Raw genomic sequence first — 25,980 nt, forward strand, 5'->3', positions numbered from 1 at the left:
GTGAATCTCCTAGCGCAAGCCTGCGCTCTTAGTCATGGGGCTTTTATGGGTAGTACTTTCTTCATCACTGGCTGCTGCCAGCTCGGTTCCAAGAAGCGTCCCCGTAGCCGCTTCTTTTCCCCAGCTCTCAAGCTGATCATCAACAACTGCATCAGCATCAAAATCATTTCCAATAACATGACGCTCAAACCAAGGCGCCATAGCGCTTTCAGCTGAGTCGATCATTCCAAGCTGAGTTTCTTTGTCAGCCTTCTTGCGAGATAACAAAACGTTGATGCCTTCCTGTCTCAAGCTCTCAACGTCATAGCCCTCGATGGATTCAAGGAACGTTTTGGCTTTACCTGAATCAGGAGAGCGATCAAAAAGGTGGTCAGCTAATGGGTCTCCTTGGAGACGCTTAATCTCTTCAACAAGAGCGGTGACTAAATAGGCAGGTGAGTCAGGTAGTAACTCGGATTCATTAGCGCCACGAGCAATCGCCTCGTTAACCAACTGAACCTTGTCGTAGTTCTTCTTGCTGATATTCACAATATTGACAGGCAGCTTTTGACTGGCCAGATCGACAGGAGCTAAAAGCTCGCCCATCTTGCTGACTGCTTGAGAAGCAATTGTGTCGAGGTGAGAAATGCCTGATTTAGCCATAGCGAACTGCTGCTGCAGGTTGGCTAAATTTAGAATCTGTTCTTGGCTTAAAACAGCTAGCTCGGTGGGCTTCATTGAAGGAACCACGCCCTTCAAGACGTATTCTTCCCATGCGTAGCCCCCGATATCCAAGATATCCAAATCCATTGACCTGCGATGCTCTACACCCAAGGCAACGATCCGCATACCGGGAACGTCAGTCGTAGCAATGGTTTTCGCCAATTGGTGTTTGTCGGCCTCTGACATCGTTGGAAACTTTGCAACCAATGATTTGGCAAGCTCTGGAGCCAACTCCATTTTGGCTAACAAATAGCCGTCGAGCTTTACACCAGCCATACGAGCCATCAGACCGTAATGATGAAGCTGGGCAACGTAGTCAAAATCAATGTCTTCGGAAAATGTAGATGGGACTTTGTAATCAACAATTAGGCGTTTATTGTTGATAAATACGATGTCGTCTTGGTTACCAATGAGCCATTCATAACCTGGTCGAGTACTCCCTGAGGCTACCTTTGCCATTGCTGCGGTATCACGCACAGCGCCATGCCGGTACATGAGCGCCAGAGCCGCAAGCTCTTCGAGAACCGTACCCCTCTGCATGTTGTGGTCTTGGCGCAGTGGCAGGCGCTTCATGAGCTTCTGCTCAACAACTCTTTCAAGCGTCGAAAATCCAGACTCTCTTGAACCAGAAACGCCACGAATAACCGCGCCGATATCAGAGCCACCAAACCCGCTTAAACGATCAACGTGCCACTCAGCTCGCTCAGTCTCGAAGCGCATTACGCCATCAACCCAGCGCTTGGCATCCTCTGGGGTTATTACAGCTTTCTGTGGCAGGTGCTCGATTAGCTTCATAATATTGTTTCGTATTATTAAACGATTGGATGAGTCTAACAGAGCAAAAAAAAACCACAAGCAAACCGCCCCCTATGGTGTGGGAACAATTCGTTGTGGTATCAGAGTTTCTGGGGGATACAGCGGTGTAGCTAAGGGGTTTTCGTTAAATCAGAAAGGATGAGCAGAACAGGAGGGGCTTACCGTTTAAATGATCAATTCGATGACATCAAGCACGCTACTGCCCTCTACGTCCTCAATGGCATCCGTATTAAATACGGTTGCTACCTGCATACGACCTACCTCTTTGGTATCAACTGTGTAAGCGATAACCCAAAGGTGTTTGAAAGCATCGTTGGTAGTGAGGCTGTCAAGCAAATCAGGTCTGTCTACAACACCACTGTCACCAAATATGCTGACACCAGGTTCTTCTTGGCAAGCTTCGTCAATAGCCGAAATCACCTCACGAGTCGCCCGTGAAAAGCTGAGGAAGCGTGAGTAGGCCAAGCCTCGCTCAGGATCGTCAGCCAAAGTGACTTTATGCTTAATCCATTTCTGGATATCAACAGTCGCCTCCACCTTGATAGCTTCGAGGCCAACCAAAGGGCCAAGACCAATAAGGTGATTAAGGCCGGGGTTTTTGTGGCCATACAAGAATGTCAGCCCATTGCTGGGCAATCGAAGGCCTGAAAACCGTTTGTTGATACCCTCAAAATTTAGTTGCTTTTCAACTGGGAGCTGATCGCTGTCTCCCTTATAAAATAACACTGTATCAACGCTAATCTGAGGCATTGTCCGACCCGGTAACTATTTTCTGATATTCTATTATAAAATAAAGAGGAACCCAAGATGCCTATTCAATACGAAAGTGATATTAATAGCAAAATTGACAATAATCTGAAGGAATTTGCTGAAGCCAAGTGCCTTACAGGTGTTGAGCTTCAAAAAATAACCACACATTACGACCTAAAGCTTACAGAAACAGGCAATGCTCTAGGCATTAATACGTCTGCTTTGTATGGAAAGCAGAAGGCATCTCAAGCGCTGCAAACGAACGTCAGCTTGCTGCTCCGTCTTTACGCCTTGTTCGATGACAAAATACCTCGAATTGATCCACCTAAATTGACAGATTTAGTTGAGCTAATTCAAAAGGTCGAGCCATCCTTTCCTGACTACGCGATAGGACCGATCTTAGGCCTAGAAGTTACAAGCGGCCATCGACTAATTAATAAGGGATTTGAGAAAGCATCTCAATCCACAAGAGTTCTCGCTTGGCTAGTCTTCCAAATTCTTTCGGAAAATCTAGATAATTGGGGCTTGGTTAAATCAGTCATTCTGACCGAGGCAAAAGCACGCGGTATAAAAGACCCAACAACCGTTTTCACTCAGGGCGGGTGGGGTAAAGAACAACCTGTCTTCCGCTACCAATCAAGCACCACTGATGGCTCGGCAGTTCGTACCGGTGTCGTTAAGAAAAAGCTTGTGCGTCGAGCGAAGACTGAAGATTAGTAGTGAGGTCATTATGCGAGACCTAGAGACCGCCGTTGAAGCCAGCTTAGAAAAGCTCATGTGTCTATCACACGAGATTCTTGGCCGTATAACCAGTAGTCGCGGGATCATGTTTGATTCTGCGACGTATTCTGAGATTGAAGGGTCTCCAACGTACCTACTGCGATCAGCTCTTGGTGACTTATCAATCCCAACCGATGCCGAGAACGGCAACGTCAATCGCTACCCTGGCGTATTCTGTGTAAGCGATGATTCTCTTACTGACATTAAAAGCCTAAATATCGCTAAAGCCGCTTTTCAGTCCGCTGTGAATTCAGCTGAAAGTGCAGGCTGCACAAGAATAGACATGCGGAAAATTTACCGTGCAATGGGAGCGTCAAGGTTGCATCCCAAGCATGCATGGAGACAAGTAACCATCCTTGAAGAAACAGACCTTCAGTCTGTTGGCTTCACCGTCGCTAAAAACTCAGAATCGAGTAGCCAAATGACTCTCGTTGAAGTCAACGAAATACTCAACAAGTTTGGGGCGTTCGATATAGCTGCAGTAGTGAACAATAGCGGGGCTAAGCATATTCGTTGGCATGAGCCTGTAGCGCCGCATGTGCGAGCTAACGTGGTTTGGGGTAGTAAAGAGGACAGCCGGCGTCAAATGTTTTACGCCAGCATGCCCTTTATTATTCCCGAAGGGATCTGGCCTGAGAAGCGTGTGAGATTCAATAAGCCGCGTCACCATTCAAAGCGGTCTGACTTCTCGCAGCTTGGGAATATACCCCTGCCTTTCAAGCAAGGGTGTTCAATAACCATCGTTGAGGCTGTCTAAAAAGCTAGCCCATTGATGGGAATTTAAGGCCGGGATTTTGCTGCGGTGAGCTTTCAATCTCACCCAAGATCTGAGACAAGACAGCACGCGGCCTTGGGTACAAATCAGCCAAATCAGAACAGCGGTTGTCAGTTACAGGCTTATCACCAACAATATCACTCCAATCGGTGTCTTGCCTGTGAATAAAGGTGCGATGACCCTGTACCTCTGTAAGAGAGGCTTGTGCAGGACCACGCTTCTCAAAAGAAGAGCACTGAGCGAGAATTAAAGAAGCCTTCACTTTGCATATACCTTCTGTGCAGGGGTATTGGTTTCCAGAACACAATCAATCGTCATGTTATCAACCGCGTCAACGATTGATAGACTTCGACCGGACGATAAAAGTTCAGCCACATCTGCTGGCAAATCTGGAAAGGAGATAAATTCAAGGCCACCATCATCCTGAATGAAAGCCTGAACTAAATCACGCCGTGTCGCCTTGACCACTAAAGCTGCGGCACCTGGGCTGCAATCTGTCATCAAGACATCCTTAACGACCAAACACATAGGCTTGCCATCGTCATCACGCCCTACAAGATATTCAGTTATCAGCACGACTAATCCTCTCTATATGCTGTTCGCTCTAAAGCTAAAAGCTCGTCAGCTATCTGCCTGATAGCTTCGACCTCGCTCAATTGTGAACCCATCATGCTCTGCTTGGCCTTGATGGAGTGTTTGACATCCACAATCTTGGAAGCCAAAACCTTACGTGCCCAGCTCGTAGAGCTACCCTCAGCGTATAGAATGCTTCGCAACGTTCGCTCTTCACTCTCAGTTGCATAGGCCCAACGCTTGATGGCGCCTAGCTGAAAATGAAGCTTCATCGTTTGAGATCCAGAGTCTACTCTGTGAACAACAAATACCTCAGCGCCCTTCTGAGCGTTCGGTTTTGTAATCTCTAAAACAGACTTTTGCTCATCTTCTGAGAGAGAAAAAAGCTCGCCCAGCGTTGCTGCAATTTGTGACGATTGATTGACGCCAAAAATAAATGCTGAGGTGCACAACTTTATCACGTCCTCGGGGATATGTTGAGGCATTTGAGTACCCAAAATCATGCCGACCCTGTATTTCCGTGCCTCATACGACATTGAGGTGATCATTTGCAGCGAGCCATAGGCGCCACCAAGCCGGTGAAGCTCATCAGCCCAGAATAGTTTGATGAGTTGATCCTGTTCCTCCATATACTTCAAATGATGCTCGACAAGCTCATCAGTCAGTCCCAAATGGTCTTGATGCGTGATGATCTGGTCACCGCTGAGCGTTTTGTTGACGAAAAGGTCTTCAGTCAAAAGTCGATAAACAACAGAGAAATATACGCTTCGCATCCAATCGTCGTACTTTGAAGTGCCCCTACCAAAAGCCTCAGACATATCAAATACACACACACGCGATTCAGAAATATCTGTATTCGTGATCCCTGAGAAAACAGGAAAGATAGAATTGGCATTCATCAGGCTGTTGACGACAGCTTCGACCATAGATTTACCCTTTACATCGGGCATAGACTTAAACTGCTCGCGGAGCTGGTCACAGCTATGAATCAGGTCTTCAAAACGCGGCACACAGTAACGCTGAGCCACCTTAGCGGCATACAGGACAGCGTTATCCTTATGCTCAAGCCCGTAAGCTATTAGAGCGTCTGTGACCTCCCAATAGTTGCTGTGCTCATCTATTTCTAAGCCAACCTTGAGCCTCGCCTTTTCTACGTCTGGATTAGCTACCTTCTCATCGTAAACTACGCTTTCAAAAAGCTGATGGCGGTCATCACGCTTCTCATAAGCTCGCTGGATCGTAGCCGACAGCACAGAAGCTAAGTCCTTAACCTGACCCTCTGGCCCTATCAGGTCATCACAAAGGATCATCAACCAAGTAACCAAAAATCGCTTTTGATCCTCAAGCGGATATCGCATACCAAGAGGGCAATCGAGCATGTTCTTAATCATTTTCCCATTTGCGGAAAACATCTCGAAAACAGCTTCATGTTTTCTGTCATCTGGCAGTGACTCGCGAATCATGTCAATCACACCAGCTGAACTAGCACCGAAGTCTACACCCCTGATATAAGGCATAGTTTTAGCGCCTGGATGATTTGCAAAATAGAAAATATTTTCAGATAAGAGGTTAGATTTACCATAACCCATGCCACCCAAAATAAGCTGCAGCATAGATGTTTGGCGGCTACTCATAGGCTGATAGGGTGACAGAATACCCTCTGGCGTCCTGAACCAGATTGACTCTTCAGGTGACCACAAAGTCGCCGGTCTCATGAGAGGTAGCTGGGTGACAATATCCATTTCAATTTGTGGCGCAAGTGGGCTCGATGTCGGCAAACAATAACCCGGCGTTGATCCCATGACAGCTTCCACAGAGCAGCCAAAAATGCTGTCAACCTGCTGACCGCCCCACTGTTGTAATAGGGTCTCAAGATCACTTGCCGCGCGCTGCAGCTTAGCGACTGTGTATTGAGCGGAACCATCCTGATTGAATGAAACCTCAGTATCAGCCCAGGTTGTAGCCGATATTCCATATCCGAAAATTGAGCCATTACCTTCTTGGTAAGCTTTCATTGCTTTGTCAGCTTTATGAATCTGACGATTACTAGAAGAAGCAAATGTAAAATAGCTAGCGAATAAGCGATTCCAATAATTCGCTACATCCGAATTTGAGGTAAGGCTAAAAATCAAACGCATTGGTAGCCGGCGCTTGTGACACATCTTTAAAAGCTCTTCAATTGGCCGTGGCTGAACGGCAAGCTCGCTAACGTACATAGGGGCATAAGTACGAGACCCAACAACAACATATTTTCCCAAATCAACAACACCATCAGGAACCATCTGCTCACTTAGCTTGGATGGCATTGTGAATGACCAATCAAGAGGAACAGACTTGTCTTGACGCTGCTGCTCTGAAGCCTTTACATCTTCCGTAGGGCGAAATCTACAGTCACTCATGGTCAAGCGTGGTTTCCACTCTTCAGCGGTAGTATCTGGGGTAAAGCTTACCCGCATAGCCGTCAGAGCTTCATAGCAATCCAATCGCTTGTAGGTATAACCCTTCCCAGCATTTTCCAGAAAAGTAGTAACTTTATTAACGTGCTGCTCATGAACAGCTTCAATACCCTTAATTCCTCGCTGTAAATCCATAGCGCCGGCACCACGGATCGCTTTTGCCGAGTCAGCACCCATTCGAGAAGTAGCCTGCTTACGATCAGCTTTTGGAAGGCAGTCAATATGAGTGACTAGCAGAAGATACTGGGATTCATTTGCACAAATGCGGCCATACAAAGCTGCTTCTTCTTCCAAGATGTCCCGTACATCCATACCTCGACGTTCTGAAGCTTCAATCATGCGCTCACGATAATGGCTGGTTTTAATGCCCATGCCCTGAGGGTCATATTCATACGACCAGTACAAATCAAAACCTAATGCTGATTTGTCATTTGACATATTGCGAAGAAAGTCAGACCACTTGTCCTTAATTGCGTCGAACGCACCGGGGAAATACTGACCCATATACCCATTGAGCTTAATGACACTAAGCAAAGACCCATTATGAAGAGCCAGAACTTCCGTGCTATGGGGGCAAACAATTGGAAAGTAAGTAGAGTGATCAGCCTTAGTCAAGCCCCGCACGCCACGAATAAGGTCGTCAACACCTTCCATAATCCGGTCTGGAAAACTGATCATTTCTACATACTCCTTGGAGTTATTAAGCGGCTCAATTCAGAAGCGAACGAACCCCTACCAATTTCAAAATTAATGTTGTCAACGTCAACTGAAGGCTTGTTTCTAAAGTCATTGAGAAAAAGACCAAGCTCTTCAGCAAAACGAGAAGGGGTAAACGTTTGCTCATCTTTTGAGCCTGGAAAGAAATACTCGTCTGCATGCATGGCTACCAGGCCAAGGCGGGCACGTGTAACACCAACGAAAGCCAATCGACGCTCTTCTTCGGTATGACTAAAGCCAGCCTCGTCATCATCTAGTTCAGAACGGTTTGCTAGAGGCATTAAACCTTCGCTGAAGCCGGGGATAAAAACGTAATCCCACTCAAGGCCCTTAGCACGGTGGACAGTACTTAGTGTGATCTGTCCGCCTTCACTCTCAGACTGGCGAGCGTCACGCAACGCAGCATCAAGCAAAACATCTTGCCATCGCGACCTTCCGTCACTTGCAAAGCGTTCAGCCGACTCAAGGGTAAGATCAACAGCCAATGCGGATAAAAAAACAGCCCGCTTTTCTCGCATTTGGTCATCTTTTTCTCTAACCAAAAGCTGCATTGGTCCGTCTATAGACCACTGAATAAATTGCTCAGCAGAAGAAGAAGTACCAACCTCCATAACCAGGTCATTAAAGAAAATATCTAAAGCATCTCTACGAGCCTTAGACAAACCGGGTATTTCATCCGGTAAATTACTGAGCGAAAACGAATCATCTGACTCAAGCCATTCCTGTACAACGTAACCTGAACCGGGACCAATACCGTCGATATAAGGCGTGAGGTTCTTTAGGGCATAAACATCACGGGGATTGAAAGACAAACGAATTGCTGAAGTGATAGCGACAATCTCAGCTCTATCAAAAAGGGACATACCACCAACTACGTGAAAAGGGATGCCTCGCCTGCCAAGGCTTTGCTCAATTAACATAGCCATTCTGTTAGTACGATATAGAACAGCAATTTCCTTAGGAGGTACGCCAGCTTCAATTTTTTGAGCGATTAGGTCACAAAGATCTTCACTCATATCACGGCTAGTATCAAAAAGACGCATTGTCAGATCAGACCCAACATCGGCAGTCGAAAAAGGTGTTTTCTCAAGACGATCAACATTGACCCGAATCAATGATGTCGCGCAATTTACGATAGATTGAGTAGATCGGTAGTTTTGTTCTAGACGAAGCTCAGAGGCTGAAAAATGTGATTTGAAACGACGAAGGTTGCTAATTTCCGCACCGCGCCAACCATAGATTGACTGATCATCATCGCCAACTGCTGTTACCGGGCAGTAACCATTAACCCAGCGACGAACGACTTCGTATTGGATACGGTTAGAATCCTGCACTTCATCAATTACTACGTGACCAATTGAGCAATTAATTGAAGGTGCGAAATTGATATCCTTGGCTAGGCGCAAAAGTGGCAAATAGATCAGGTCATCAAAGTCAACACTGTTAGCTTTCTGTTTTTCAATTTCATAACCACGAAGGGTTTGCCACGCTAGTTCTATTTCGTCACCTTGAAGATTGTGTGCCTTGGCTAATCTGTCAGTCAGTGATTGATAATTATCTAGGTTATTCACATCAAAACCAGCTTGTCTAGCTAGAGACCAAGTAGATAGCCACGCTTTTGGATTTAATCGACGGCGATCCTCTTGGGGAATCTCTTTGGGAAGCCCATGAGATTTAGCTAGTGCCCTAATACTTCGCTTAGTATCTGAGTCAGAAAGTAGGGTAAAACCTTCACTCAAACCAAACCCCTCAGGGTCAGCCTTAAGCTGCTTTATTCCCCATGAATGATAAGTATCACATAAGATACGATCAAGGGCCGTGGTGCCTATACGCTTGATACGCAGCATCATTTCTTTAGCAGCTTTGTTACTGAAGGTAAGCATCTGAACTGATTGGTGCGAAGGAAGCGCGTTAGCTATGGCGATAGTCCGGTGAGCAAGCACCGTGGTTTTACCACTGCCAGCTCCAGCGACAACTAACAATGATTGTTCATACGGGTGAGTTACAACAGCAACCTGTTGGGGATTAAGCTGCACTAGAATCACCCATGCCCTTAAGGAGCACCTGATCAATCTTAATTAGATTTGCAAAGTCCTGAGAATTAATAAGATGCTGGAGGACATGCATTGGGTTGTCTGGTCTTGGCTTATAGTGGTTAAGACCATCAAGTGAGGCGGGATACATGAGCTTTTCTTCGCGCGCCACATTAGGAATTAAAGCTCTAACAGATGGAGGACAAGCTACAGTAATGCGACCATTACCGTAATTCATAACCTCAAATCCGAGATTATGTATTCGCTCAGCGATGCGTAAACAAGACATACGGTCTACAGCTTGAACCCACGCTGATGACAAATTATTAGATACAGCACCTGAAGAGTCAGGTTTACGAGTGATACCTGCCCATAGGTTTTCAGCCACAAGTCCGTAAGAGTAAGAAACAGATGCTACTTTGCTGTTGTAAACATGAAGACCACTACGATCCCAGCCTGAAGCAGTAGCGACCTGTAAAATCTGAATATCACCTGCTTGAGCAAGAACCTCAAGCTCGGGTAATGAACACCACTCTCTTAGATTCCGTGCTGAATAATGCGCACCGCCCTGCCCCATGCGCTCAACTGTCTGCGCCCCTGATCCGTAATTCATAAGACGGCCAACAGTTTCTTCAAGCCCGTGTATCTTCACCCGCACGAATAAAGGAATTGAATTTTCAATTGCCCAATCGACTAAAGCCTGAGCATCTTGACCATTATTAGGAAGTGTTTGGGGTGATAACAGATTAAGACTATCGTTACGTGGTAAAGGGGTTTCTAAAACCATACTCGCCCATTGATGCCTGGGCATCCAGAATGAAAATATATCTACATGCTCATATCGTCTTTCACGTTCGCATGACGTATAACGTTGACAAGCTTGTTCAGCTATGCGGCCAACAACGCTTTTTTTGGAAGCTTCATTACTGCCGTAAAGCTGACCAACACCCTGTGCAATACCACGAATAGGATACTGAGTAAGACCTAATTGTAACCGTGACATATTTGCAGCGTTACCAAGCAATTCAGCTAACAAAGCAGCTTGCTGCGATGTGTTTAACTTATGAGCGCCTAATTCTTGAATCATCTGAGATAGGCGTGTACGGAAATAACCGTTGTGCGCAATCTTCGGATTCTTATGGAGGCCAAATTCTACTAAATCACTTAACGAACAATTAGTTACCCATAAGGTTTGGCTCGGCAAATCACTTGTTGATGCAAATTCAAATGGTTGTCCTCGATGACTACAAGCAAAGTTACCCTCACGACAGCTTGGGTTTCCATTTGCATAGAGAGCAACACCAAATTGTGTAGACATCAAGACCCCTAAAGCAAATAGATTTTAGTTTGAGAAAGTTGTTTTATTCCAGTAATTACCTTGTTCCAACCAATATTCGTAATTAGGCCACCAACGAACCATGTGCATGACCTTTGACCGACTTTCGTATAAATGTTCAGGCAGTAAAGCTAGAGAGCGAGCAAATGATGAGTCCTGCCCTTCAATATACACGGGTAAATCAGATTGAAGGTTAAGCTGACGACTTTTCATAGCACTATTAATAGCAGTAGCAACAGCAACAACACCACCACCTGAATTACCAACACGTTGGGAGCACAAAACAGAAACAATATAGACTGAAAGCCTGTTGAGCTGTATTTGTGAAATCCCCGAGAAACTGATCAACATACCAGGTGCTGCAGTCTCGCGACCATTTTGAATATTAGATGTTACGCCCCAATTGATCGCTAAAGAACTAATACAAAAAGGGCAATAACACTTACTAGATGACTTAGTAACAGGCAAATATCCTGCATGGCTCATTTGTCCAGGTATTAGCCATCCGTGGGGATTATCTAAACCTATTGATGGCTTACTTTTAAAACCACAAATTGTGCATGTGAAATTATTGCTTTTGAGCACTGCCATACCATTTTCTAGTAACAAAGGATGCTCTAACCAAGCGCCACTCATTAATTTATCGAAAACTGAAGTATTTTGAACAGTGCTCAATTGCATAAAGTTAATCCTTAGTAATCAATGTTGAGGGAATTCATCATGTTTGAGCCATCACCTTCACCGCCAGTCATCGAACCGCCAGCAGCAAGAAGAATAATTGGAATGACAACACTTAAGGCTCCACCAACTACACCAAAGACTTGCCATGACAAAGGCTGGTTATTTTTCTTAGCTATGATTGCTGAAATAACTGCAACAGACCCAAAGCAAACACCTAAGCCAGCAACAATCATTAAGAATACTGGCACAATTTCACTTGTCTCAGACCTCATCCCAGCTGTTAAATCGCTTACCTTTAAAGCAAAAGCGTTACGGGAAAAAATCAGCATTAAAAACAATGGAACTAAGTGCTTTACCTTTGAAGCCTGCATTACAAATATTTCTTTTAAATATGCCATTTCAAACCTCATTTATTAGTTAAAAACCTGATGAATTCTTAAATGCTGCAGCAATATGAGTAGCTGAAATCAAAGCACTTCCAGCAACTATTCTTGCAAATATGTTACCTATTAAATCACTTCTAGCATCTGGCTGAAGGTGACCTAATTTCGCTATGCCAAGGTATGCTCGCCCTATTACAACGTAACCAGCAATGGCCATAATTCCGAGAGCAGCTGCTATAGCAGCTTCTGAATTATCAGAAGAACCAGTGTTTGAATAAGAACTAATACCTAAAGGATCATCGTTTGCCCATATTGTAGAACTCCATGTTTTAGCCCAAAACGCTAAGTCAATCAGACCAACACCGCCAATAAGCTTCCCTGCTATTACCCCGCTGCTACCTTGACCACGCCCAGTCTGACCACCCATCTTAATTACATCAAAGACAGCTGTTGCTCCGATAAATACACCAACTGCGCCAAAGAAAATAAGAAAAGCGTCGAGAATCGCAGGATATTCACTGCTTAAACTAATAAAAATATCACTTATATTGCTACCAAAGCTCTCGACGCCTTCAAACATAAGTCACCTTTATCGTTGTATTAAACCAGCAGTTGTACAAACAGAGCGTGCTGTCAACGCCGGTTTAAAACTGACCCACTTAACGGCGATATCGCCAGTTTAAAACTGACCCACCCTTGGCGATTAAGTGTTGCTTAATAGATCCTTGCTGCTAGCCGAGATCGGCGCGATACCGGCAGCATTCTTGTCCTTCAGTCGATAGCTTTCACCCCGGATCTGCACGATATGCGCATGGTGTAACAACCGATCCAAGAGCGCTGCCGTCAACGTTGTGTCGTCAGCGAAGGCATGGGACCACTGCGAGAACGGTAGGTTGCTGGTCACGATGACACTGCCGTGCTCATACCGCTTGGCAATGACGTTAAAGAACAGATTGGCCTCTTCACGACCAAACGGCAGGTAGCCGATCTCGTCGATAATCAATAGCCGGGGAGCCAGAACACTGCGTTTCAAGTACTGATCGAGACGCTCCTGCTTGCGGGCGGTCGCCAGTTGCAGCATCAGGTCAGCGGCGGCAATGAAGCGCGTTTTGATGCCCTGGGCGACGGCCTTGTGACCCAGACTGATCGCGAGGTGGCTTTTGCCAACGCCACTGGGGCCTAGGAACACGACGTTCTCTGCTCGCTCCACAAAGGCTAGGCTCGTCAGTTCGTTCAGCTGTTTGCGCGGTGCTCCGCTGGCGAACTTGAAGTCATAATCCTCAAACAGCTTACGCCCCGGGAAGCCGGCAAATTTGAGTAACGTCTCCCGGGAGCGGAGTGACCGTGCGTCCAGTTCCAGGCGCAATAGCTGCTCAAGGAAGTCAGCCAGGGTGTCTTCTTGCGAGGCGCAACGGTCGGCCATCGCAGACCATTCACTGGCGAGCGTATCGAGCTTCAGGCTCGCGCAGGCGTACTGGATACGCTGATGTTGCAGGTTCATGGACGCACCTCTAGCAGCCGGTCATAGGTGCTTAGCGGATGCTGGAAGCTCTCCCTGGGCACAGGCCTTGCGGCGATAGATATTTGCTGTACTGCCTGTTTTGACTGCGACGGCAAGGGATTGAGTTGGAAGCGTTCCTGATCCAGTAATACTTGAGGTTTAATGCCTGTAGTGCCGTGGATACGTTGATGCGCCACACGTTCAAGCCAGGGACCTATGTGAGCGTTGGCCGTGGGCACATCCAGTCGCAGGCCAGCCTGGTTCAGTGTGGCCGCCAGAGGCGTGATGAAGCTGTTCTTCAGATAGCCATTAAAACGCTCAACCTTGCCCTTGGTGCGTGCTCTGTAGGGCCGGCAAGCGCGGGCGATAAAGCCGTAATCTCGCGCCGTCGCCAGCAGTTGCGCATTCCAACGATGATGGCCTTCGCCGTAGGCATCGCGCTCGATCATGATGGTCTTGGCGTTATCGAACAGGATCTCCTGAGGCACTCCGCCGAAATAATGACATGCTTCCTCAATACCCCGCAGCCAGTCATCCTGACGCTCATGCTCGGAAAACCGGACGTAGGTGGCGCGGCTATAACCCAGCGTCGCAACGAAGGCTTTAATCGTACGCCGGTGACGTGAAATGGTCGTGAAGTCGACCTGCATCTGCTTGCCGGGCGGGGTCTCGAAGCGGACGACGGGATCAGCCTCGACCGTTTTGAACTCGGCAACGTAGTACTTGAGCTGGGAGATGCCACCGGTGTAGCCACGGGCTTGAATCTCGCTAAACAGCACCGTTGCGGGTATCCAATGCGGCTTGGCCGCTTCAATTCGACCTAACAGATAAGGCTTGTAGGGCTCCAGCTTCGTTGGTCGCGGACCCCGATCTGGATAGCTAGGCACAACGGTCAGGTCTCGTAGGTACCGCCGTACGGTATTGCGCGATACTCCGAGTTGCCTTGCGATGGCACGAATGCTGTTGCCTTGGCCATGTAATACATGAATTTCCACGAGTCTCTCCTGAGTCAACATCGGCCGCCGCTCTGATCATTTGATTAGGCGGCCATTTTGCTTCAGGTGGGTCAATTTTAAGTCGACGTTGGTGGGTCAGTATTACTCCGGCGGTGACAGCGTGCATCTGAATTAAAAGACACGACATTACCGAAACCCGGTACTTGCACACCTTTTCGTAGAATGATCCCGGTTCGATCTTGCGCCCTGGTTACATAAGCAGAGGTTGTATTCACACCTTTGACACGCCAGATTGCAGACACAGTTTGAGAAGAACAACCGTTAGCTTGATTCGTTTCTGATACCTGACTTGAACGGCGTGCAGTAGATGAGATTTCTGTTGCCTTAACAGGCTGCGGCGCTTCCACAGGGCGGGTTACAGGTGCTGGCCTAGCAGGTTTCGCTGCTGCTACTACTGGCTCTGGTTCAGGTTCACGAACCGGCTGTACATCTACTACAGGCTTTGATGGCACTGCTTGTGGTCTCGCTTCAGGGCTTGATCGGCGGGCAACACTAGCTGAAGACAATGAAATATCCTTGGCAGACTTCGCATCCTGCTGAGCTACCGTTGCAATGCTCGTAACCAGTTCGATCTTTTTATTAAGGTCAATCATAAGATTACTCTGCTCTTTTGACATTTCATCTACAGCAGAGCCAATTGATTGAATAGATTTTCTAAGCTCACTCTGTTCCGTAGATGATTTAGAAATTACGTCAGCCATATCTTTGACCTGTTCCTGAACAGCACCTAGAGTGACTCGGAGCGTGCCTATTGTTTGCCGCGTACTAGATACCTCAGATTCGAGCACGCTCATGCGCTTGTCACTCACCTGACGCCTTACAACACTTTCATCTATAACCAAACCTTCTGGAACAACATCAAGCTCTTCAGTTTGATCTAGCAATTTGTCGTACAGTAGCTCTTCTTCTGAAAGTTCATTATTAACATTGTTAGCGGCGATACTGTTTTCAGTGTCTGATAGAGTTTCTGTGCCGCTACGAATAACTATTGCATCAGCAACATCATTATTGCTTACAGGCACGCCTCCACTAAAATCTTCATTTTGTTGGAATTCTGATTGCTTTATATTGTTTACATCACTGCCCCACTCGGCATCGCTTACTCGCTCATTAAAATTTGCCGGTGTTTGGTTGTCACCAAATGCTGATTCAACTCTAACGTCTTGAGCGTTATCGTTAGTTGCTGATGGAGTTTGCATTTGGTTAGGCGCAGACATGTTAGATTGATCAAAACCAGAGGCACCTTGAGTATTTGTGTTGTTTGTGCCTAAGACCCTAAGAGCAACCCAACCAAGACCGGCGATCAAAACTAAAAAAACTAAAAAAGCAATTATTGATATCTTTAATACAGATGTTTTCTGAGATTCATCGCTGCTGCTTGAATCATCTTCAAGGCTTAAACCATCATTTTTCTCAAGAAATGGATCGCTAGATGAAGAGTCTGCTTGGTTTTTCTCAGAATCGTTAATCATTTCTTCAATCAAACCAGAGTTATCAATATCAAATTCAAACTCTTCGTCTTTGTTATCTATATCTTTGCTCATATCCTGCCTCATTTTACTGACAACCCAGCGGTTTGACTGCAAACATCATCCATGAAGAATATCCCAACTTCATCACCAACATTGAGAGAGACCGTAATAGGTCGATCTAATCTGTCCCGCATTACATCTCCAACGTCTTGACCTAATTCGCCTAAAGCAATCCGTGTTTCACGTTCAGATGACGCTGAGGTTGTTTCTACAATTGTTCCATCACTTACATATACTTCGCTATCAGCTGTTATCTCAGCAGCACGACCAATCGCACGCAGGACAGTACCTACACCCCACCAACCGTAGCGATACATAATGTGCCGGTCCACATCGCCTTCAACAGCATTTAGAGTCGTTTCAGTGTCAAGAGCTATAGCATTTATTGAGATAGTTTCATCTCGTAAAACTAACTTATTTAAACTTATCCGAATCCACGTATCTGCACGCTCAAATTGTCCGAGCAACCTAGCACCACGAAGCTTCCCACTATGCACTTCAATAGATACTGGCCCACCAACATCACTATTAAGACCCATATTAGTGGTCCCTAATGCCATATCTCCTGCTCTTGCATAATTTACTGAGCATGAACTACGTTGATCAATCTGAGGTGCTTGGCTACCTATCTTATCGTCAACAAGGGGCGTCTTATTATCTTTGATAGGCTCTATATATGACCATGATACCTGTTGTAATTTTGGTGCGCGCGCACCTTCACTTTCAATTAAGCTTTCTATTAGTGAATCCATCGCTTGCACGTCAACTAGTGGTTCTTGATTCCGTTGATCATTACCATTGTTTATTGCTCTTCCTACAGTTCGTGGGGCTTCTTTCTCTGGTTCTACAAAGAATGGATTGACCTCTTCCGTGACTGTCAAATCTATATCTTTTGAAGCTCCTAAATCCGAATCTGAGACCTCAAGTAGCGGATGAGCTGTTGGTTTCTCTTGTTGAATAATCGCAAGCTGTTCGTTGTTGTATCTTTCGATTTCTTGTTGTTGTATCCATGTAGGTGCAGCCCTGTCGTTTTGTATATTCATTTTACCACCTTGATTAGTACCGCTTCCCACTGCAGTTCTAATGTCGTCATCACTACCTAAACCAACCAGCGATATGAATATAGCTACTACCAGAATTATCAGAGCTACTGCATAAACAACGAGTCTCTTTCTATTACCAGGAGCAAAGATCGACTTTAAAGCTGCTTTACCGTTGACTGATGATACCTCAACACTTTCACCTGAAGATGTACCATAACGTTCGTCAGGTGTAGCTGACAAAGATAGATCGTTGTCGTCAATAGCACTCATCTATCGAACTCCTAAAGAACTAGAGGCTTCTGCAGAAACGGCTCTGCCAATTCTCATAGAAACTGTTTGTCCATTATTGTTTGTACCCATCACGGTAGAGCTAAGAGGTAGCTTATAAGCTCGATACCGCCCGTTCCCATGAGAAACACCAAGAATTTGCGGGGAAAAAACTGCCAGCGGAGTTTGTAGATATAGATGGTCATCCTTAATCCATGCCTTTCCTTCGGCTCCGCTTACGAGCATGGTTTCTGAGCCTGCAGGACTCACACCGTACAAGGCGTTGTTAAGATCGACATCACTTGCAGTACCGATTGTTACTGCGCTGTCATTAAGCATTGAAGCAACATTTGTTTGAGGGCCTGCTTCATTTACTCTCATCGTAGCTATCCTATGAAAGACACCACTATTACCTTCAAGCATCAAGCTAATTGGTGTTGATAGTCCTTCAAGATAAACTGTGATGTTTCCTACCACACCATGTCGCAATGCAGTCATGGTAAAAGAGCCAGCTTGTGGATCGTCCTTTTTAACGTCTTCATCGCCGGTAGCTTTATCAATTGCTATTAAACCTTCTAAGAAATTACTAATTCGTCTTATAGGCCAAGGGTTTCCATAAGCGTCAACAAATGAAACAGCAGTGCTCTGATAACGTGCAATTGAAACACGTGGAGCCACGCTGTCGGGCTCAAGCGTTATTTCAAAAATATCTTCTAGATCTAGCATCTCTCGATTACCGACCTCACTGAAGTCATCAATAATCGGTGCCTGCCTAGCCGCTGAGTTCTGAATAATCTTGTGACGTAAATCAATGATTGTCTGAGGGTCGGCTAATAATAGATTGTCTGCTCTCTCAACAATCGGAAGATCAACTTCAGAATTGCTTTGTGCCATTAATGAGAAAGCTAAACTCATCATAGCAATTGTAATAATTGGTGTAATTAATTTCACGGTCAGCCCCTCTTAGGTGTGATTTTATAAGACTCAACCCATAGACCGGTTTCGCGCCACGTTAGACTTACACGCCTTACTTTCATTGACATAACGACATCAATCTGTCCGCGCTGCCTTCCATCCAACACAATCTTATAAGGCACATCTACTATCCACTGGCTATACCCTGTTGGTGAGAGACCAGCGCTTCTGATCACTGTATTTTCTGGAACGGCGTAAAGCTGTCCCTGATTTTCTGCAGTGAACTTATCTAGCAAACCCATTTCTTTTAATGAATTTACAAATGCACTTCGCGAACCATCTGATAAGCACAATGTTTCGTTTTGTATTGTCGTCCGCCAATCAACATAAGAAAGTCGATATATATCTTTAACGCACCGTTCGGACCAAGCAATAACCTCAGAATGCGTGTATATCGGATTCGATAGAAGTGGCAACGATCTAATTCGCCCATCCGTTGTTTCGCCCAATAGCTTCACCTGGGTCTCACGGCCTGACATGATCGTTATTGCTACCAAGCAAATGGTCAAAGCAACCAGCAAAATTAGGATAAATCTATTCTTAGTCTTAATTTCCCGTTCAGCATCTAGCCCTTTTTGAATCAATCCGCTCAGGCCGGTCATAGACATCACCTGATCATCAAGGGTGACTGATCCTTCGTTGCCTTTAGCTTTCGTGCCGCCATTTGGTTTAGCCATTACTCGTCACCCCAGCACTCTGGTCGCAGATCACTTCGCTTCACTTGATACCCTGTCGTTTCTTCAGTGATCCGCACTGAAACTAATTCCGCAGGATGTTTTCGGCTCATTCTCTTCACCTTTTCTGTATCCCAATCCTGTGGTGGTGGCCAATATTCCCATTTACGAATCAGTGATACTGAACAGTTGTGAGCTTGTGCTAAACGCTCTCTGAATTCGTTTCGCTGGCCTATCGGAAGGCTTGAAATGTAGTCATTCAGCCTCATTGGCCTACTCCATTTGGTGTTGGTACATATCGTAGCAGCTTATTATTCTTCGGTGTAGTATTATTATACGGTATTTTCTTGATCCTTAATTTCGCTCATAGAGGGCTTAACGTGCCAACAAATAAACTAATCGCATCTATCACTAAGGGGGGTTTGATTTGCGCCCTTCTAGTGGTCATCGCGCTTCTTCTGTCTCTGAATCTAAATTTCCTTCAGACACTGACCCCCCCACATGAGCCACCGTTGGCCTGTCGAACGGCTACCCCTGAACAAGCTGAGAGCCTTTTAAGGCATCACTTTCCCGATTTAGAAATAATTGACATATCAGCTCAGCCTAAAGGGACTGCCGACCCTTCTTGCTTGCTTTCAGTTGAGTTATTCGCTAATGCAGAGATTCCTTCCACTCGTGGCTTTGTATATGTGCTCCCTGATGGAGAGCATTTCTTGAATGGACCGCTCATGAACCGCTCTAGCAATCTATCTACCATCGGTGACGGGGCTAAGGTGCCGGTACTATCAGATGAGGATGCAAAGCTATCGCGAGACCTTGAGGTGCTGTCTAAGGTCGCTGAAATGATTGAGGCGGGTGGTGTAGCGGTAACGTCTAGCCCTGATTCTCAAGAGACAGCTATCGACACGCTTATAGGTGACATGTCAGGACTACCTAACCAGATCGTATTTCACAGCGAGAACAAGAAGCCCGTTTATATAGCTTTTGATCCAATGTGCATGCACTGCCAAAAGCTTTTCGCTGATCAAGAACAGATTGCTACTCGATTTGGTGCAAGGCTGGTATGGATTCCCACCTACTCCACTGGTGATAGTCAAACCTACAGCGCTCACCTAATTAAGGCTCTTAATAGCAAAGGCGGTATGGCTACAGCTAGGGACTTAATGGCTATGATCATGGGTAACCCCACAATCGACGTAGCTTTATTGAACAGCCTTTTTGGTGAGCCTTCTGAGCGTGATTTTGCTCGGCTTGAAGAATCAGCTGCCTACCTAAGAGCGATGATGGGTCGAGAGGAACTAGGTACACCCTTGGTTGCTTTTAAGACTGGCCCCGCTCCCGAAGACTCTACCTTGTTCAACGGTTATGCTCCCATTGAGGACTTTGGATCACTTTTAAATTACTGAATGAAAAAGGGGGAGGCATGATTTCTCAGCCCCCCCCCTTTCAACTTCTAAAGCCTTTAGAGACGCATTTCTAAACTCAAGCCTCTTTTCTGTATACCTTCTTCATCAGCATGAGCGTCTATACCAGCTGACCAAAATATTCGATTATCCTCATCCCACGAATCTGATTCGGACAATTCCTTAGCAATTAGCATCGTTGACCTGGCTGCAAGCTCGCCTGATGCAAACTTCTCAAAAATACTCACAGCGTCATCAGCTTGAAAAAGGTCACCTACTTCGACAACGCCATCCACAAAACCTTTAACCCTTTGAAACTCTTTTGGCTGTAAGTCACCAATACTGATCAAATTGCACGACCACAGCTGAAATGCGAATGCGGCCATTTCTTCTGGCGAAGCCGCAGCATCCTCAATTACGTGATGTGGCCAGCCCTGCTCTACCATCACCGCCCTAACCTTCTCACTAACGTCACCACCCTTAGCAAAGAGATTGTTCATATCGTGCTTCTCTTGCCGAGTCAGTAGGATGTTATGGCATGCGTGCCAAGACTCATGATAGAAGGTGCCCTTGTCGGCGTTTAAAGAACTGAGCCTTATTATGTTTGCGCCTGCCCTATAAAGCCCTGCGTAACCTTGCCCATCATCAATCTGGTAATGCGGCGCCATAGAACCAAAGAGTTTCACCAGCTCAGACTCACAAAGCTCTACTAAATCCTGCCGATTAGCTGGCTGTGCTGAATAGAGCTTAGAGTACAAAACCGGTATATCAACTGGGCCAAGAAATGGATGTTCAATGCTCTGCACCTGAGTTTTCATTGACTCAAGCCACGGCGAGACGAAATGGTTAATTCGTCCTAGATGATCTGAACTTGGGTATATCGTCCCGTCCTTTGAGGGGCCAACAAGGTAATCATTACGCTCACCAGACTCAGCTAATGTTTCCCTTACCCAAATCTCCATAGCTCTCGCAAACATTTCAGCGGGCTGTGACCAGTAAACCTTTGAGCCCTTATCCATTTCAAGCGAAGCGACAAGCATGTCGCTTGCCTGAGTGTAATTGCGGATATCGGTAGGGTCTGATCCTTCGTGTGGCTTGTGCATAATGCTGACTAGCAGCTTATAGAAGCCGTCTCTAACCTCGTCTCTTAACCCGGTACTTATTGACGCAAGGTCTCTTGGGCTACCTGCCTTACGGAGGTCGTAGCCGATTGTGTCGAGCACATCAGAAATCCTTCCTGTCGCGAGACGGCCATAGTGACAAGCAACAGCATGGAAGTATTCATGTGCTAATGATCCATCCCCACGCATTCTGGTTAAATTGACAGCCATGTTTGCTGGCTCAAAATGGGCCAAAGCTGCGCGTGACCCACCATGACCGCGAGATCCAATGCATAAACCTAACCGGCCACCTAGACTGAGCGCTGGTGGCTCCCACCCCATGATTCTCGTGAAGTCCATCATGGAGTCATAAGCGAAATTCAGATGCTTGGCTCGCTCTTTTTGGTTAGTCCAATTTCCGTATTCAACACCGGAATACATAAAGGTATTTATGAAGTCATCACTGCTCACATCAATACCCTGTCGGTAATCAGGCCCTAAGCGAACGACTTCGCCGCGCTGTACGCGGCTCCCTGAAGCCGCTGCGGCCTTCTTGCGCGGCTTGATAACCTCGGACCAAGAAAGGTCATGTAAAGCCCATGTGAAACGTCCGCCACGGTTTGGCTGGTAAGAACTCCAATATGTATCGGTCCCTCGTATTTTGCGCGATGACATCGGATACATTGCTCTCAAGCCACTAAAGCTTTCAAAAATCTCCTTGGTCGCCGGTGTCATAGCTCTTGAGAATTCAGCCAAAGCCTCTTTGTTATCAAGACGTGTATTAGCTAACGATTCTAAGATTGGGTCTACCGTCTCACGCATTGCTGTTAGCAGCTCAATAAAAGCAAAAACATGAGTCCGCGCTGGGCTCAAAGGCGCCTTAGGCAAGCCTTTCCAGAACATGTCGAAAGCTGATGCAACAGTTACTGAATGACCCTTTTCTTTTAGCTCCTCCATGCTTTTACGTGGCCAGATTAGATCTTTAGTAATGTACTTAGACTTCTGTAGATCACTCATTTCATCAGAGCGCAGCAATAACGCCTCCCGCCCCATCCCTCGGATATCCTTAAGCGCAAACCCTGCAACAACGCCCGTGTCCTGGTAGCCGTCGCCTTTAGATGTCGGCTTGCTAACACCACCACCCGCCAGATTCGATGTACCGCTCAACACATCGCATATCTCAGGATCAACCATACTAATGAGGTCGATAGCAGCAGATTTGCAACGACCACCATAGCTAGCCTTAAGCTCTGCGGCCTTGCCTTCTAGCGTTGCATCGCGACTCTGAATCAACGATTCGTCTGAAAGCTCCACGGCGTCGATGAACATCCTTCGTCCCTTTCTAACGAACACAACGCCTTCTGCTTTATGCTTTCTGATCTTTTCGATTGCATGATCAATTATTCGCTTCTGAAACCCTTCGCTAAAATCAGACAATCCACCTTTGAACCCTGTTGAAAGTGACTGATTGAGATAGCTAAAAAGTTCGTCATCTGTCTTCTGTTTTACTGAGGTGATCGCATCTAAGAAACGACTCCGCAAAGGGAGGTTTTCAAGAATGAGTTCGGCACTTTTCAGTCGAGCTGAAGATGGTTCGTCGGCCACCTTAAGCAGCTGCTCAACTACCGCTTTATAGGTTTCTTTAACCTGTTCCATCGTTGAATGCAGGTGCCTGATAGGCACCTCACCTGAAGGTGTCGGAAACACCGAAACCCCTTTATTAAAATCAGCGCTGATTAGACCGGTGCCGGGATTGTGTGCCTCTACTGTGAAGACCTCTACTGAGTGCGTATGGGCACCACTAGCCATGTCATAGCTGAATGTTCCATTGGCAACCATACTGACAACCGAATCTAACTCTACTGCGGAGCAATCGTAAGCACCGGCAAGAATGTTCACGCCTTCTATACCATTCCGAGGACTGAGCTTTACCTCTTGATTCAATGCTGATGGCAGCTTCTGAACTGCCGACCAACTCGTATCAAGACTTCGGATCATATCGGTCCTGTTGGTTGAAGCGGCTACCACCCTTAGCAGATCATTTGTATTTTCTATCCTCAAACCATTGGCGAACAGCTCCTGCCAAAGTGGCAAATTCCGTTGAAGTAGCTTTACGGTAATTGCTGGCCCCACACCAAGTACCCTGCCAACCTCGGCTGATTGAGACTCTAATACCTTCACGCTTAACTGAATGATCGAATCGAGCGTTGACGCAATGTCTGTGAGAGAAAATCCGCTGCGAAACCCACTAAGTGACGTTAGATTTTGAACCGGACAAGTACCTACCTGGTGTCCAAAATAAATCTGGTCATCAACGACATGGCTGACGATGAATTGGATAGGTAGTGAGCCATAGTAGTGAGCAGATAAATGCTCAATATGATCGGCTAGCTCCTTTAAGGCGTTAAAGTCCACATCGTTTGAAGTTTGTTTGACCACTTCTTCCCACCCATCCGATGGGAAATACCTGTGATTACAAAGCTCACGAAGCGTTTTCTGCTGACCCTCTGTAAGACTGAATTGAGCTGGTGTTTCAAGTGGTCTGCTTCGTAAATTGGCGTTATCTGCATCTTCCTGCACCGACCAATCTTCGTGAGTCCCTGGGTACTGCAATGCCTGTCTTGATATCCATATAGGCGAAACCACTGGGTATCCACCCGCCCAATGCGGGTGTTCTTTGTGAACCCAAGCACCAGTGTCCTTCGCTTTTAATCGTTGAGCTAAACGACCTGCATGAACAACACCATGCTCATCTGCCCAGTTCACCGTTACACCAGCTCTAAACATTACTTGTTCTGTGCCCGTAGGGACTGGGTACGCTTCGTTTTCACCAACCGTATTCCAGCCAACATGACGTGCATACACCAGCAAATCTGAGTTAAGGCTATCCTCAAGATTCAGCTTAGTAAGAGCGAGACCTAGAATCGTTTCTGATTCGGGGGTATTTGCTCCTGATAGAGCAGTCTCTACAAAAGACCACGCCTCACTACGTGAGTAATTAACAGAGTGCTCCATTGATAACGCTATCAGCATGGCCCCTGACTGACGTTGCCAAATCCTTAAAATGGCATCTTGAACAGCATACGGAACCGCGACCTCGGAATGAGATGGCTCAATCAGGTCTATTACGTCTTCATCCCTTAACCCTACAAGATCAATGGATGGGGATAGGTACTGGAACTCAGCTGGCGTTAGATAACCCACCCGAAGCCACGCCTTACACCCTTGGCGGAATCCCAGCAAAGACATCCGCTCTTCCCAACCTGCCGGCGAGTTCATGATTGATGTCACCAAGGCACGACCATTAACCATAACCGGGTCAATGAATGCTTCAGTATGCCGACCCCAAACGCTTGGTAACTCAATCATTTTCTACTCCTTGATTAGCGCATGCCTGGTGCTGGTGTGGAGGTCGCGGCGCCTTCTTGGTTAGCTGTAGCGCCAAGCTTATTCATCATTAGGGAAACAAAGTTTCGAGCCACATCAAAGAGCCCTTTAAGAGCGCCTTCAACTCGGACTGAAAGAGATTCCCCATTAAATTTGATGGCCTCCAAAACCTCCCTGTTATCCTTTTTGAACTTGGCTACAAGGCCCACAGTCTCGCTAACAACCTTGTCGGGGTTGTTAGTGCCCAGCTGCTCAGTTCGGCGGATTATTTTCATGGCTGCTTGCTTAGCACGATCAATAGAATCTGCAAGGCGCTCAGCGTTTTCAGCGTTATCTTGCCTACTGAAAAACTCATCAAGCTTGTTGGCCTTTTCAGTTGGGTCAAGAATGCCTTCGACAGCTGAACGACTTCTAACGTGCAGATCAGCAGCAACCATCCCCGCATCATCCAGCGCTGTTCTTAATTCGTTCGTTGATTTGGAATGTGAAAACTCAGCAACCGATTTAGCGACCGCATAGCCACCTTTGGAAGCTAGGGCCATTGGAATTGCTATAGCTAGCCCAACCAAACCGCTAACAGCTCCAGCCACACCGGGCCTTGTGAACTCTTCAGGAAGGCTTTGATTGATCGTAGGGTTGTTTTGAATCCCTCGCTCAAGTTCAGCTTGAGTTTTACGGCTCATATCAGCCGCCTGCTGGCGCACAAGAGCGCTTGGACTAAAGCCTTGTGAAAGAAACTCTTCGTGGGTAATTTCACCAGCTTCAGGGTCGGGAATACGAGGCTCAGCTGGCTCATCGGCAAATATCAAATCACCGTCTTGATCTAAAGCCGGTTCAATCACTTCACCGGGATCAGATACGTCACTATTATTAGAAATTGGATCAATAACTGATTCAGAAATATCGGTACTTTCAAAATCATCATCTATGCCAGGATCAAAACCACCATCAGCTGATATAGGGTTGCCGTCATTACCAAAAAGCCCTTTTAGCAGGCCAGACAGTTGAGCTTCAGCCTCGACAGGTGTATCCGTAGGTCCAATGCTCTGGGTGTTCAATGCTGGTTGTTTGTCGGTCATA

20 protein-coding genes are annotated in these 25,980 nt (G+C 46.3%); 3 read left to right on the top strand and 17 right to left on the bottom strand.

Annotation, left to right across the window (positions count from 1 at the left end):
- Positions 1–9: 9 nt before the first annotated feature.
- Positions 10–1,497, bottom strand: coding sequence for a YqaJ viral recombinase family protein (locus tag AC1XYH_RS19535; RefSeq protein WP_483326437.1), 1,488 nt, complete (start codon positions 1,495–1,497; stop codon positions 10–12).
- 186 nt (positions 1,498–1,683) lie between these two features.
- The gene (locus AC1XYH_RS19540) at positions 1,684–2,268 is read right to left on the bottom strand and encodes a hypothetical protein (RefSeq protein WP_483326438.1); all 585 of its coding nucleotides are present in this window, start codon (positions 2,266–2,268) and stop codon (positions 1,684–1,686) included.
- A 57-nt stretch (positions 2,269–2,325) separates the two neighbouring features.
- Between AC1XYH_RS19540 and AC1XYH_RS19545 the strand changes: the two genes are divergently transcribed.
- On the top strand, positions 2,326–2,985 hold the full coding sequence (locus AC1XYH_RS19545) for a hypothetical protein (protein WP_483326439.1): 660 nt from the start codon (positions 2,326–2,328) through the stop codon (positions 2,983–2,985).
- A 13-nt stretch (positions 2,986–2,998) separates the two neighbouring features.
- Entirely contained in the window at positions 2,999–3,805 is an 807-nt protein-coding gene (locus AC1XYH_RS19550; RefSeq protein WP_483326440.1) for a hypothetical protein, read from the top strand.
- Between the two features lie 276 nt (positions 3,806–4,081).
- Here AC1XYH_RS19550 and AC1XYH_RS19555 read toward each other — a convergent pair whose 3' ends face one another.
- The 13 genes from AC1XYH_RS19555 to AC1XYH_RS19615 form a co-directional block, all read right to left on the bottom strand.
- Positions 4,082–4,399, bottom strand: coding sequence for a hypothetical protein (locus AC1XYH_RS19555; protein WP_483326441.1), 318 nt, complete (start codon positions 4,397–4,399; stop codon positions 4,082–4,084).
- A gap of 2 nt (positions 4,400–4,401) precedes the next feature.
- Positions 4,402–7,530, bottom strand: coding sequence for a hypothetical protein (locus AC1XYH_RS19560; protein WP_483326442.1), 3,129 nt, complete (start codon positions 7,528–7,530; stop codon positions 4,402–4,404).
- Positions 7,531–7,532: 2 nt separating this feature from the next.
- Complete coding sequence (locus AC1XYH_RS19565; protein WP_483326443.1) at positions 7,533–9,605, bottom strand: ATP-dependent helicase; 2,073 nt, start codon at positions 9,603–9,605, stop codon at positions 7,533–7,535.
- Positions 9,595–10,920, bottom strand: coding sequence for a hypothetical protein (locus AC1XYH_RS19570; protein ID WP_483326444.1), 1,326 nt, complete (start codon positions 10,918–10,920; stop codon positions 9,595–9,597). Before AC1XYH_RS19570 ends, AC1XYH_RS19565 begins: the two co-directional genes overlap by 11 nt.
- Before the next feature lie 24 nt (positions 10,921–10,944).
- A complete protein-coding gene (locus AC1XYH_RS19575; RefSeq protein WP_483326445.1) occupies positions 10,945–11,619 on the bottom strand; it encodes a hypothetical protein in 675 nt (224 codons plus the stop codon).
- An 11-nt stretch (positions 11,620–11,630) separates the two neighbouring features.
- Positions 11,631–12,017, bottom strand: a complete 387-nt coding sequence (locus AC1XYH_RS19580) for a hypothetical protein (RefSeq protein ID WP_483326446.1) — start codon at positions 12,015–12,017, stop codon at positions 11,631–11,633.
- A gap of 19 nt (positions 12,018–12,036) precedes the next feature.
- Complete coding sequence (locus AC1XYH_RS19585) at positions 12,037–12,582, bottom strand: hypothetical protein (RefSeq protein WP_483326447.1); 546 nt, start codon at positions 12,580–12,582, stop codon at positions 12,037–12,039.
- A gap of 123 nt (positions 12,583–12,705) precedes the next feature.
- The gene (gene istB, locus AC1XYH_RS19590; protein ID WP_483326448.1) at positions 12,706–13,503 is read right to left on the bottom strand and encodes an IS21-like element helper ATPase IstB; all 798 of its coding nucleotides are present in this window, start codon (positions 13,501–13,503) and stop codon (positions 12,706–12,708) included.
- Entirely contained in the window at positions 13,500–14,519 is a 1,020-nt protein-coding gene (istA, locus tag AC1XYH_RS19595; RefSeq protein ID WP_483326449.1) for an IS21 family transposase, read from the bottom strand. The genes istB and istA overlap by 4 nt, the downstream gene beginning before the upstream one ends.
- 56 nt (positions 14,520–14,575) lie before the next feature.
- Entirely contained in the window at positions 14,576–16,063 is a 1,488-nt protein-coding gene (locus AC1XYH_RS19600) for a hypothetical protein (RefSeq protein ID WP_483326450.1), read from the bottom strand.
- An 8-nt stretch (positions 16,064–16,071) separates the two neighbouring features.
- The gene (locus AC1XYH_RS19605) at positions 16,072–17,364 is read right to left on the bottom strand and encodes a DotG/IcmE/VirB10 family type IV secretion system protein (protein WP_483326451.1); all 1,293 of its coding nucleotides are present in this window, start codon (positions 17,362–17,364) and stop codon (positions 16,072–16,074) included.
- On the bottom strand, positions 17,365–18,312 hold the full coding sequence (locus tag AC1XYH_RS19610; protein WP_483326452.1) for a DotH/IcmK family type IV secretion protein: 948 nt from the start codon (positions 18,310–18,312) through the stop codon (positions 17,365–17,367). It abuts the gene before it with no gap.
- 2 nt (positions 18,313–18,314) lie between these two features.
- Positions 18,315–19,013 (bottom strand): DotI/IcmL family type IV secretion protein, encoded by a 699-nt coding sequence (locus tag AC1XYH_RS19615; RefSeq protein ID WP_483326453.1) that lies wholly within the window; start codon positions 19,011–19,013, stop codon positions 18,315–18,317.
- A 725-nt stretch (positions 19,014–19,738) separates the two neighbouring features.
- Between AC1XYH_RS19615 and AC1XYH_RS19620 the strand changes: the two genes are divergently transcribed.
- On the top strand, positions 19,739–20,416 hold the full coding sequence (locus tag AC1XYH_RS19620; RefSeq protein WP_483326454.1) for a hypothetical protein: 678 nt from the start codon (positions 19,739–19,741) through the stop codon (positions 20,414–20,416).
- 56 nt (positions 20,417–20,472) lie between these two features.
- Here AC1XYH_RS19620 and AC1XYH_RS19625 read toward each other — a convergent pair whose 3' ends face one another.
- Positions 20,473–24,882, bottom strand: coding sequence for an LPD1 domain-containing protein (locus tag AC1XYH_RS19625; RefSeq protein WP_483326455.1), 4,410 nt, complete (start codon positions 24,880–24,882; stop codon positions 20,473–20,475).
- 14 nt (positions 24,883–24,896) lie between these two features.
- Positions 24,897–25,979, bottom strand: coding sequence for a hypothetical protein (locus tag AC1XYH_RS19630; RefSeq protein ID WP_483326456.1), 1,083 nt, complete (start codon positions 25,977–25,979; stop codon positions 24,897–24,899).
- Position 25,980 lies beyond the last annotated feature (1 nt).

Source organism: Pseudomonas sp. GW-45 (assembly GCF_056896675.1).

Bases quoted from the DNA above. Each gene is read 5' to 3' on its own strand.
- AC1XYH_RS19550 (WP_483326440.1), top strand. From the start codon at position 2,999: ATGCGAGACCTAGAGACCGCCGTTGAAGCCAGCTTAGAAAAGCTCATG.
- istA (WP_483326449.1), bottom strand. From the start codon at position 14,519: ATGTTGACTCAGGAGAGACTCGTGGAAATTCATGTATTACATGGCCAA.
- AC1XYH_RS19580 (WP_483326446.1), bottom strand. From the start codon at position 12,017: ATGGCATATTTAAAAGAAATATTTGTAATGCAGGCTTCAAAGGTAAAG.
- AC1XYH_RS19570 (WP_483326444.1), bottom strand. From the start codon at position 10,920: ATGTCTACACAATTTGGTGTTGCTCTCTATGCAAATGGAAACCCAAGC.
- AC1XYH_RS19605 (WP_483326451.1), bottom strand. From the start codon at position 17,364: ATGAGTGCTATTGACGACAACGATCTATCTTTGTCAGCTACACCTGAC.
- AC1XYH_RS19575 (WP_483326445.1), bottom strand. From the start codon at position 11,619: ATGCAATTGAGCACTGTTCAAAATACTTCAGTTTTCGATAAATTAATG.
- AC1XYH_RS19585 (WP_483326447.1), bottom strand. From the start codon at position 12,582: ATGTTTGAAGGCGTCGAGAGCTTTGGTAGCAATATAAGTGATATTTTT.
- AC1XYH_RS19535 (WP_483326437.1), bottom strand. From the start codon at position 1,497: ATGAAGCTAATCGAGCACCTGCCACAGAAAGCTGTAATAACCCCAGAG.
- AC1XYH_RS19600 (WP_483326450.1), bottom strand. From the start codon at position 16,063: ATGAGCAAAGATATAGATAACAAAGACGAAGAGTTTGAATTTGATATT.
- AC1XYH_RS19560 (WP_483326442.1), bottom strand. From the start codon at position 7,530: ATGATCAGTTTTCCAGACCGGATTATGGAAGGTGTTGACGACCTTATT.
- AC1XYH_RS19545 (WP_483326439.1), top strand. From the start codon at position 2,326: ATGCCTATTCAATACGAAAGTGATATTAATAGCAAAATTGACAATAAT.
- AC1XYH_RS19540 (WP_483326438.1), bottom strand. From the start codon at position 2,268: ATGCCTCAGATTAGCGTTGATACAGTGTTATTTTATAAGGGAGACAGC.
- AC1XYH_RS19620 (WP_483326454.1), top strand. From the start codon at position 19,739: ATGAACCGCTCTAGCAATCTATCTACCATCGGTGACGGGGCTAAGGTG.
- istB (WP_483326448.1), bottom strand. From the start codon at position 13,503: ATGAACCTGCAACATCAGCGTATCCAGTACGCCTGCGCGAGCCTGAAG.
- AC1XYH_RS19625 (WP_483326455.1), bottom strand. From the start codon at position 24,882: ATGATTGAGTTACCAAGCGTTTGGGGTCGGCATACTGAAGCATTCATT.
- AC1XYH_RS19615 (WP_483326453.1), bottom strand. From the start codon at position 19,013: ATGGCTAAACCAAATGGCGGCACGAAAGCTAAAGGCAACGAAGGATCA.
- AC1XYH_RS19630 (WP_483326456.1), bottom strand. From the start codon at position 25,979: ATGACCGACAAACAACCAGCATTGAACACCCAGAGCATTGGACCTACG.